Raw genomic sequence first — 6,053 nt, 5'->3', positions numbered from 1 at the left:
GGTCGACACGCTCCACCGTCCATGGCGCAGTCACGCCAAGCAGCTGCCGGTACAGTTCCACGCTGTCCATCGCACACCTCCTTACCAAGCCATGCGCGAAAGCGTACTACCTACCCACACGAAAGTCTGAAGAACCACATATTTTTACAGCAGTCGGCAGCCTTCTTAGCTAGCCTTTATTCATCGCCACTGCGCAGCGAACACGAGTCCTGCGCATCCCAGGTGTCGCGGCATGCGTCACCGCCGCGTCGCGGGCTTCGCTGCGCGCCTGCGCCAGTTCCGTGCGCAGATCGTCGGCGGCGCGCTCGCTCTTCTGGCGCGCTCCAGGGAGACCGCGCTAAAGCGGGGGCTGACCAAGCGGCAATGCGGTGGTTTTCTGCTCCGGCGATGGACGGATACCATCGTTCAACGTGCGATCGGAGCGGCAAATTTGTTGACAGTGGCTGGCACGCCTCCCTCGTCCTGCCCTACGAGTTACAAACTGATACGCATGGCCGCCCTCCTCCCTTGGAAGCTGCGGCGACCGGTCTACCCCCGGCCACGGCGCGTCACGGCAAGAAGCCACCCGCCGCCGCCGGACAGGAAGGCGTGGGTATCGGGCTCTCGTTGGTACAAAGGCTCGTCAGGCTGCATGGCGGCAACGTCCACGCCGAAAGCGCCGGCCCTGGCATGGGCTGCACCTTCGTGGTGGAACTGCCCGCCCAGCGCTCGCAGAACAGCCACAGATCGGCAAACTCGGGTACCCGACGGGCACGCCGCGCACGGTGATGGCGGTGGACGATAATATCGACACGCTGGAGGCCATGGCCTTTACAGTTGAAGCCATGGGACACACAGTGGTGACCACCATCGATGGCCCCGCCGCCATCGTGCGCGCGGTCAAGACCCGGCCCGACATCATCCTGCTGGACCTCGGCATGCCGGCTATGGACGGCTTCGAGATCGCCCGGCGCCTGCGAGCCATCCCGGCATTGCAGCACGTAAGCTTGGTGGCGCTGACTGGCTATAGCCAGCTGGCGGACCGGGAGCGTACAACGCAGGCCGGCTTCGATCACCATTTGGTCAAGCCGGTCGACCAGGACGCGCTATCGCGCATCCTGGACGAACTGGGGGAAGCCGCCTGAGCCTGAGCTTGAGCCAGCCGCTTGCTCCGCCTTTGCCTATCGACCGCGGCCCGGGCCCACACCAGACCGGCCGCGGTCCTGACCCCGGAGAGAAACATGCCGATTCAGTTCCATATCACGCCTGAGCCCGACCAGTTGCCGCCCGCGCCGGAGATTCCTCCGCCCAAGGTGCCCGACCCGGACCCGCCGCCACCGGTCAACGACCCGCCTCCCGGCGACCTGCCCCCGCCTGCGCCCCAGCGCGCGTAAAGCAGGCATGGCGTCATGCCTGCCGCAGGAAACGCTCGATTGTCGTGGCCAAGGCGAGCGGCTGCTCAATGCGAATCCGTCTTGCCCTTCCGGTGCGCGGTGGGCTTGGCGCCGGCCGGCGGGTGCTCGCTGCCGCACTTGAGGTCCCAGTCTGACCAGTGCGCGGGAGTTCTGGCCGGAAATGCTGACGCTGCCCACATCGCCGGCCAAGCCTGCAAGCGAAGCTATGACGCGCATACTGACGCGGAAATCAGCACGCCGCGCGACGACACCTTCCTGCTTCTTGTCGTCGGACGCTTCCTGAAAGCCGCCATCTCGTCATCACGCTACTAGTGGGTAGCCGTGTGTCCTCTCAGAAACGCGGCTACCCACTAGAGGTAATTCTCTGGACCACCTGTTCCGTCAAAATGCCGAGACAGGAAGCCAACCGTGCCCTAGGCTGCCCCGTAGATGCAGATTGCCATGCCGCGCTTACCTCGTCAGGCGCGGCGTCAGGCCTCAAGCCGCGCGATAACGGTTGCGCAGGTCGCGGATCTGGTCGTGGTTGCGCAGCACCCCCTGGTACTGGCGCTCTACCATCGCGCGAATGTCGAAGCTCAGTTCCGGCTCCTGCAGCGCATCGGCGTATTTTTTCTTGGCCACGTCTTCACCCTTCTCGGTTTCCTCCAGGATGGCAAGGTCGCTGCGATCAGCCACTGCGGTGCGCAGGCTGACCCAGCCGCGATGCAGCGCRCCGGTCACGCTGCCGTGCTCCTCCGGCTTGCCGCCGAGCGCTGCCACCTGCGCCTGGAGCTCCGACACCGCCGTGGCAATCTCGGTAGCGCGGCTGGAAAACAGTGACTTCAGTTCGGGATTCTGTGCGTCTTCGGCTGCCTTGAGAAAGCCTTGCTGGCCGTCACGCGAAACTTCGATCAAGTCGTTTAGTACGGAAATATTCTTGTCAGCCATTGTCAGCTCCTAGCAGAGAGGGACGATTTAGAGATTCAGAACAGAATGGCGCCGTGAAGACGACATGTCGGCAAATCGGACCCGGTTACCCGGCACTCCTGTGCGCGCCACACTGCCCCATCAACAGTACAAATGCGCGCGTTCGCACGCTGTAGGGAGATTACGCGAATGCTTGTCGGCGCCTGCCTACAAATTACATCTCCATGTAAAACGCGCGTGTCGTGCGAGGAAAATGATGGCACCAAAACTGCGGACGCGCAAAGACGAAAGTGCGCGCGACAGGCCGCCTGTCATGGCATCTTGCGGATGCCGCTGCGGTGCCGGCACGCTATCTGCTTTGGATGAGGCCTCCCTGTTTTTTTCTGTCGAGCCTCTTTCCAGGATTCGCCATGCCAAAGAGGCCTACTTTCAACAAGGCCTCGGCCGCCAGGCGGCCCAGCAAGAAAATCGGGCGGAGAAAGGAAACCCACGTCCGCTAGCAGCGGTACTGCGCCGGATAGACTCACGGTCGCCCCGACTAGCGACGTGACGCATATCACAAGCCGCGCGGCTACCGGCGCGAAGGCCGCTTACGACCGTGCCGTGAAAGAACGGCCATCTCCCCAGCCCAAGGTGTTGGGCTCCGACACGGTCGGCAATGTGGTCTCAATTGAAGACCACGCGCTGACCACCCACCAGGGCATGCCGATTGGCGAGGACGAAAACTCGTTGCGGCTGGGCACGCGTGGGCAGGCCCCTGCTGGAAGAGGCAGCAGGGCGCGCAGCTCAGCGAGCGACACAACGGGCTCGCGCGGCACCGCTAGCCCTTGCGGCAGCGAGCCGATGACTGGGACGAGAGCCGCGATGCTGGCGTAGAGCCCGGCTATGGCGGGCAAATGCGCTGCCTCAGCGTACTCCATGCCGGCGGGAATCATGACCGCGGTAAGCGCGAGCCCGGCGAACAGATCCTTTCGCCTGCCAGGCTCTTTCATAGTGGCCCAACATCGAAAGCTGGGACCACGCGCAGCGGGTGACCTTCCAACCCCGAGGCAGCCAGTGTGGAACGATTGGGGAGTCAGCTAATATCCCTGCTTTCTTCGGAGGCGCCGGTCCACATTCTAGCGCCTGACAAAACGAAGAGGCTTACAGGCAAGCTGCGTATTGGCCCGATCCGATCCGACTTGGGGCGAATCCGCGTGTCCGCAGCTGCCTCCTTACGCCACCGGCGTTTCCTGCCCATCATTCGTGGTGCGATTCGGTATCGATGGCGGGGAATACAACTCCGGATGTGACTTGAGCCATACAATCGATTGACGCGCGCGCACCCTGGAAAGTGGTTGCAAACACGGGCCATCTATATCTACCGAATACCCCAATGGCCGTTGTCATTGCCGCTCTCGATGCAGCAGCTATGAGGCGTGAGGCGGTCGAGCCGCACTGTCCGGGGGGAAGCTATCCACCTGGATGACCTTGTCAAGCGCGCGCAGGAAGGCGAGTGCCTTTGGAGCCGAGGAAGTGGCGGCGATATTTTCCAGCGTTTTGAGCTGACGAATGGCGCCGGCCAGACGCTGGCTCTCCGTCTCGCCGAGTTCCTGCGCCAGCGACAGCAACTCATGCAGATCGCGCAAGCCCCCAGCCCTTGGCGTTTCGATATCCGGGCACAGCCGGTGGATGACCCGCGGATCGCCGAGAGCATCAGCGATCGCAAGATTTTCCGAATCGCGCGGGCGGTGGATTGGCCTCAATCCCTGCAGCGCGATCTTGCCGGCTACCCTCAGCACTGGATTGGATACGTTGTCATAAAGCCCATGCAAGGCTTCGCTAGCGAGCCAGATCTGATGCCGGATGGCGCCACGCACGATAGGCGTCAATTCGCCATCAGGATGCTTGGCGTAATGCCACAAGCAGGCACATGCCATGTAAAGATGAGAGAGTGCATCGCCCAGCCGCGACGACAGCAGTTCCAGCCGCTTCAGCTTGCCTCCGAGGACCCCCATGCAAATGTCGGTGGTGAAGGCGAATTTCGCGGCGAGCCGGGCAATCCTGCGCGCCTCGCGCTCGAATTCCGGTGGCACGTTACCCAGGAGTGGCGCGTGGACAAGACTGCCCAAGAAACTGTGCAACAGGTGGCCGCCATGCCCAAGCACCGCGTCGCCAAGCGCAACGGGGTTGCGTTGTTCGACTGCCCGGATTTCCTTCAGTACATAGGGATGGCAGCGCACGGCGCCCTGACCGAAGATGATCAGCGCGTGCGTGAGGATGTTGGCCCCTTCGACAGTGATGGCGATAGGCGCATGGCGGTAGGCGGTCGACAGCAGATTGGATGGGCCGGCGCAGATCGCTTTGCCGCCGAGAATGTCCATGCCATGGTTGATCGCGCGGCGGCCCGCTTCCGTCAGATGGTATTTCAGGATGGCGCTGGCGACGCTGGGCTGTTCGCCTTGATCGAGTATGCTGGTCGTTAGGCGCCGCGCGGAATCGGTGGCATACAGCTCAATAGCCATTTCCGCCAACGGCGCGGCGATGCTGGGGAAGCGCTGAATCGGCAGGCCGAACTGATTGCGCAGCCGAGCATAGCCGTTGGCGACATACAGCGAAGTTTGCTGCAGCGCCGCGCCGATCGCAGGCAGCGATATGGCCCGGCCGTTGGCCAGGCATTCCATCAACATGCGCCAGCCCCTGCCAATGTTGTTACTGCCGCCGATGACCCAGTCAAGCGGAATGAACACATCCTCCCCTTGCACCGGGCCATTCATGAACGCACTGTTCATTGGCCTATGGCGTGCTCCAATATGCAGGCCCGGATGCGGCACCGGGATCAGCGCGCAGGTAATGCCCAATTGCCGCATGCCGGCGGGCCGGGTGGGGTCGATGGCGTTGAAGGCAAGGCCTACAACCGTTGCTACCGGCGCCAGCGTGATGTAGCGCTTGGAAAAGGTCAGCGCAAAGCCCTCGGTCATGGCGCCGTTCCATTCGCGCTGCGTCAACACCCCGATATCTGGAATTGCGGCGGCGTCCGAGCCGGCATACGGAGAAGTGAGTGCAAAGCACGGCAGATCCTCGCAACGCGCCAGGCGCGGCAGGTAGTGGTTCTTCTGTGCCTCGGTACCGTAGCGCACCAGCAGTTCGGACGGGCCGAGCGAGTTCGGCACCATCACAGTAACTGCCGCAGCGGTGTTGACGCTGGCGATGCGCGTCACAACTGCGGCGTGAGCGGCATGGCTGAATTCGAGCCCGCCGTAGGCGCGCGGAATGATCATGCCGAAAAATCGATGTTTGCGCAGATAGCGCCAGACTTCAGCCGGCAGATCGTGCGCCTCGTCAATCGCGAAATCGTCGAGCATTCCGCACAATTCTGTTACGCGCTGTTCCAGAAAGGCCTGCTCCTCCTCTGTCAACTGCTCGGCCGGAATCGCTGCAAGCCTCGCGAAATCAGCCTTGCCTTCGAACAAGCAGCCTTCAAAACCGACCGTACCGGACTCCAGTGCAGCGCGTTCCGTCTCGCCGATCTTCGGCAGGGCATTGGTGAACGCAGGCATCAAGAGCCTTCCGAGCAGGGATGACAGCATCTAGCTCCGCCAGGTTCCAGTATTATTGAGACTTGTATAAATCATGACAACCGATTTGAGTCTGACGCGTTATCTGACCAAGGCGTTGATCGGGAGTCGATTGCATGGCTGGGAAGATGGACGAAGCGATGGACGAAGCGACCAGAAAGCGGGTTCGCGCTGGACGGATGCTGTTAGCGAACAA

Annotated in this window: 5 protein-coding genes and 1 pseudogene; 3 read left to right on the top strand and 3 right to left on the bottom strand. The window is 62.3% G+C overall.

Annotated elements, in window-relative coordinates; all coding sequences use genetic code 11:
- Positions 1-21 precede the first annotated feature (21 nt).
- The 3 genes from AC1DN0_RS39885 (at position 22) to AC1DN0_RS39875 (ending at position 1,373) form a co-directional block, all read left to right on the top strand.
- On the top strand, positions 22-768 hold the full coding sequence (locus AC1DN0_RS39885) for an ATP-binding protein (protein WP_441637437.1): 747 nt from the start codon (positions 22-24) through the stop codon (positions 766-768).
- Positions 768-1,124, top strand: a complete 357-nt coding sequence (locus AC1DN0_RS39880) for a response regulator (protein ID WP_441637435.1) — start codon at positions 768-770, stop codon at positions 1,122-1,124. The genes AC1DN0_RS39885 and AC1DN0_RS39880 overlap by 1 nt, the downstream gene beginning before the upstream one ends.
- A gap of 96 nt (positions 1,125-1,220) precedes the next feature.
- The gene (locus AC1DN0_RS39875) at positions 1,221-1,373 is read left to right on the top strand and encodes a hypothetical protein (RefSeq protein ID WP_441637433.1); all 153 of its coding nucleotides are present in this window, start codon (positions 1,221-1,223) and stop codon (positions 1,371-1,373) included.
- A gap of 498 nt (positions 1,374-1,871) precedes the next feature.
- Here the strand turns inward: AC1DN0_RS39875 and AC1DN0_RS39870 are convergent, their stop codons facing one another.
- The 3 genes and pseudogenes from AC1DN0_RS39870 to AC1DN0_RS39860 form a co-directional block, all read right to left on the bottom strand.
- Complete coding sequence (locus AC1DN0_RS39870; protein WP_441637432.1) at positions 1,872-2,321, bottom strand: PA2169 family four-helix-bundle protein; 450 nt, start codon at positions 2,319-2,321, stop codon at positions 1,872-1,874.
- Positions 2,322-3,151: 830 nt separating this feature from the next.
- Positions 3,152-3,305 (bottom strand): annotated as a pseudogene (locus AC1DN0_RS39865) (SulP family inorganic anion transporter); the annotation flags it as partial.
- Between the two features lie 404 nt (positions 3,306-3,709).
- A complete protein-coding gene (locus tag AC1DN0_RS39860) occupies positions 3,710-5,869 on the bottom strand; it encodes an acyl-CoA dehydrogenase (RefSeq protein WP_441637430.1) in 2,160 nt (719 codons plus the stop codon).
- Between the last annotated feature and the right edge of the window lie 184 nt (positions 5,870-6,053).

This window comes from Cupriavidus sp. 05N39, from assembly GCF_056397325.1.
This window is presented reverse-complemented; position numbering and strand designations above follow the sequence as displayed.